At 71.4% G+C, this 3,934-nt stretch carries 4 protein-coding genes; all 4 read left to right on the top strand.

What is annotated here, in order from left to right; all coding sequences use genetic code 11:
- Positions 1-845: ABC transporter permease (locus tag B9S61_RS31655; protein WP_103543195.1), on the top strand; the 845-nt coding region annotated here is incomplete at its 5' end.
- The gene (locus B9S61_RS31650) at positions 838-1,617 is read left to right on the top strand and encodes an ABC transporter ATP-binding protein (protein WP_103545271.1); all 780 of its coding nucleotides are present in this window, start codon (positions 838-840) and stop codon (positions 1,615-1,617) included. The genes B9S61_RS31655 and B9S61_RS31650, both read left to right, overlap by 8 nt.
- A gap of 372 nt (positions 1,618-1,989) precedes the next feature.
- Positions 1,990-2,901: a squalene synthase HpnC gene (gene hpnC, locus B9S61_RS31645; protein WP_103545270.1), complete on the top strand. Its 912-nt coding sequence runs from the start codon at positions 1,990-1,992 to the stop codon at positions 2,899-2,901.
- Complete coding sequence (gene hpnD / locus B9S61_RS31640) at positions 2,898-3,845, top strand: presqualene diphosphate synthase HpnD (RefSeq protein ID WP_103545269.1); 948 nt, start codon at positions 2,898-2,900, stop codon at positions 3,843-3,845. The genes hpnC and hpnD overlap by 4 nt, the downstream gene beginning before the upstream one ends.
- Positions 3,846-3,934: the final 89 nt, after the last annotated feature.

The raw sequence follows: 3,934 nt of genomic DNA, 5'->3' as shown, positions 1-3,934 counted from the left end.
ACGGCCTCACGGTCAGCGGCGCCCGGCCGTCCCTCGGCGCGTACGTGCGTCAGCTCTGGGGGCGGCGGCACTTCATCGTCGCCTTCTCGCAGGCGAAGCTCACCGCCCAGTACAGCCAGGCCAAGCTCGGCCAGTTGTGGCAGGTGGCGACGCCGCTGCTGAACGCGGCGGTGTACTTCTTCATCTTCGGTCTGCTGCTGGGCGCCAACCGGGGCATTCCGAGTGATGTGTACGTGCCGTTCCTGGTGACGGGCGTGTTCGTGTTCACGTTCACGCAGAGCTCGGTGCTGGCCGGTGTGCGGGCCATCTCCGGCAACCTGGGCCTGGTGCGGGCGCTGCACTTCCCGCGGGCCTCGCTGCCGATCTCGTTCGCGCTCCAGCAGCTCCAGCAGCTGCTGTTCTCCATGATCGTGCTGGTCGTCATCATGCTGGCCTTCGGTAACCTCCCGGGCCTGTCGTGGCTGCTGGTGGTGCCCGCGCTGACGCTGCAGTTCGTGTTCAACACCGGTCTCGCGCTGGTCTTCGCGCGGATGGGCAGCAAGACGCCCGACCTGGCGCAGCTGATGCCGTTCGTGCTGCGTACCTGGATGTACGCCTCGGGCGTGATGTTCAGCATCCCGGCGATGCTGCGCGACAAGGACGTCCCCGGCCGGCTGGCCGACGTGCTGCAGTGGAACCCGGCGGCGGTCTACATGGACCTGGTCCGCTTCGCGCTGATCGACGACTACGGAACCTCCTACCTGCCCCCGCACGTGTGGGCGTTCGCGGTGGGCTGGGCACTGCTGGCCGGCGCGGCCGGTTTCGTCTACTTCTGGAAGTCCGAGGAGAGGTACGGCCGTGGCTGACGACAGGACGGGCGCACGCGTGCCCACCGTCATCGCGGACGAGCTGCACATCGTCTACCGCGTCAACGGCGCCAGGACGGGCAAGGGCAGTGCCACGTCGGCGCTGAGCCGCATCCTGAGGCGGGGTGAGGAGCGTGGGGTGCGCGAGGTGCACGCCGTGCGCGGCGTCTCCTTCGTGTCCTACCGGGGCGAGGCCATCGGCCTGATCGGCTCCAACGGCTCCGGCAAGTCCACCCTCCTGCGGGCCATCGCCGGACTGCTGCCCGCCGAGAAGGGCAAGGTCTACACCGACGGCCAGCCCTCCCTGCTCGGCGTCAACGCCGCCCTGATGAACGACCTGACCGGCGAGCGCAACGTCATGCTGGGCGGGCTCGCGATGGGCATGTCCCGTGAGGAGATCAGGGACCGCTACCAGGAGATCGTCGACTTCTCCGGCATCAACGAGAAGGGCGACTTCATCACTCTGCCGATGCGCACCTACTCCTCCGGCATGGCGGCCCGGCTGCGCTTCTCCATCGCGGCCGCCAAGGACCACGACGTCCTGATGATCGACGAGGCGCTGGCCACCGGCGACCGCAAGTTCCAGAAGCGCTCCGAGGCGCGCATCCGGGAACTGCGCAAGGAGGCCGGCACCGTCTTCCTGGTCAGCCACAACAACAAGTCGATCCGCGACACCTGCGACCGCGTGCTCTGGCTGGAGCGCGGTGAGCTGCGCATGGACGGGCCGACCGACGAGGTGCTCAGGGAATACGAGAAGTTCACGGGGAAGTAGCCCGATCGGCCGGTGGGCCTGCCCCGGGCCCCGGCGGAACCGTCCGGCGGGGGCCCGGCGTCCGCAGAGGCATCGTCAACTCCCGCCGCCGCGGGGCATCCTGACACCGGCGGGCGTGTTGCCATGGCACCCGGTGACCCCCGACGACGCGCGCCGCGTTGTACAACGTAAGCTGTACCGGTCCCGAAAGACGGCAATCAGGGCCATAATGCCCGACACCATCCAGCGATACCGCCGGGCGGAAACCTGGGCGGCGTGTCCGAAATAGTGTGCATTGGGTCAGCAGTGTAGAACGGGAGATGTGACGGCAATGGCTACGGAAACTCCCCGGGTGAACGCAGCGCGTGCCGTCCTCGCCCCGGGCAGTCCGCGATGACGCCCACCGGCGCGGCGTCCGCCGTCGACGTCGAGCGTGCCACGCTGGGCAAGGCCGCCGCCGAGAACTTCCCCGTGGCCCCCTTCTTCCTGCCCGGGTCCTGGCGCGACGACCTCATGGCCGTGTACGGCTTCGCCCGTCTGGTCGACGACATCGGCGACGGCGATCTGGCCCCGGGCGGCGCCGACGCCCGCCTCCTCGGGGTCGCGGCGGACCGGGCCGAGGACCGGACGGTGCTCCTCGACGCCTTCGAAGCCGACCTCCGCCGGGTGTTCGAGCCGTCCGGCCCGGAGCCCGGCCACCCGCTGCTGCGCCGGCTGCTGCCCACGGTCCGCCGCCACGCGCTGACCCCCGAGCCGTTCCTCGGCCTGATCGCCGCCAACCGCCAGGACCAGCTCGTCAGCCGCTACGAGACCTACGACGACCTGCTCGCCTACTGCGAGCTGTCGGCCAACCCCGTCGGCCGTCTCGTCCTCGCCGTGACCGGGACCGCCACCCCGGAGCGGATCCGCCGCTCCGACGCGATCTGCACGGCCCTGCAGATCGTCGAGCACCTCCAGGACGTCGCCGAGGACCTCGGCCGCGACCGCATCTACCTGCCCGCCGCGGACATGAAGCGCTTCCACGTCCAGGAGGCGGACCTCGCCGCACCCACCGCCGGCGCGTCGGTGCGCGCACTCGTCGCGTACCAGGCGCAACGCGCCCGGGACCTGCTGGACGAAGGCGCTCCCCTGGTGGGCAGCGTGCACGGCAGGCTGAGACTGCTGCTCGCGGGGTTCGTTGCGGGAGGACGGGCGGCCGTCCGGGCGATCGCCGCCGCCGAATACGACGTACTTCCCGGCCCGCCCCGGCCCGGCAAGATCCAGTTGCTGCGCGAGGCGGGCGTGACTCTGCGAGGAAAGGGGTGATCCGGGCCGTGGAGTCGCAACCCGCGTCCGCGCCGGTACTCGCCGCCTACAGCTACTGCGAGACCGTCACCGGACAACAGGCACGTAACTTCGCCTACGGCATCCGGCTGCTGCCGGCGCCGGAACGGCGCGCCATGTCGGCGCTGTACGCGTTCTCCCGCCGGGTCGACGACATCGGCGACGGCACGCTGGCGGACGACGTCAAGGTCGCCCGGCTCGAGGACACCCGGGCGCTGCTCTCCCGGATCCGCGACGGCGCCGTCGACGAGGACGACACCGACCCGGTCGCGGTCGCCCTCGCGCACGCCGCCGCCCGCTTCCCGATCCCGCTCGGCGGCCTGGACGAGCTCATCGACGGCGTCCGGATGGACGTACGCGGCGAGACCTACGAGACCTGGGACGACCTGAAGGTCTACTGCCGCTGTGTCGCGGGCGCCATCGGACGGCTCTCGCTCGGCGTGTTCGGCACCGAACGCGGCGCGCGGGGCGCCGAGCGCGCCCCCGAGTACGCCGACACGCTGGGACTCGCGCTCCAGCTGACCAACATCCTCAGGGACGTCCGGGAGGACGCCGAGGGCGGGCGCACCTATCTGCCCGCGGACGACCTCGCCAAGTTCGGCTGCTCGGCCGGGTTCGACGGGCCGACGCCGCCGGAGGGCTCCGACTTCGCGGGCCTGGTCCACTACGAGGTGCGCCGGGCCCGCGCCCTCTTCGCCGAGGGCTACCGGCTGCTCCCGCTGCTCGACCGGCGCAGCGGCGCCTGCGTCGCCGCGATGGCCGGCATCTACCGCCGCCTCCTGGACCGCATCGAGCGCGAACCCGAGGCCGTGCTGCGCGGCCGGGTCTCGCTGCCCGGCCGCGAGAAGGCGTACGTCGCGGTGCGCGGCCTGTCCGGTCTGGACACCCGGCACGTGACCCGGCGGACCGTCAGGAGGCGTCCCTGATGGGCACCGGGCTCCCGGCCGCGAAGCGGCGGGCAACCCTCCGCAGCTGACCATCGTCCCAGCGTTCCCGCCACATCGGCGTTCGGGCG

The organism is Streptomyces sp. SM1 (assembly GCF_002910825.1).
Classification (GTDB): domain Bacteria; phylum Actinomycetota; class Actinomycetes; order Streptomycetales; family Streptomycetaceae; genus Streptomyces; species Streptomyces okerensis.
Note: the sequence above shows the minus strand (reverse complement) of the source record. Positions and strands in the feature narration are given on the sequence as shown.

What these genes read in the sequence shown, in the direction of transcription:
- hpnC (WP_103545270.1), top strand. Translation starts at nt 1,990, where the DNA reads ATGACGCCCACCGGCGCGGCGTCCGCCGTCGACGTCGAGCGTGCCACG.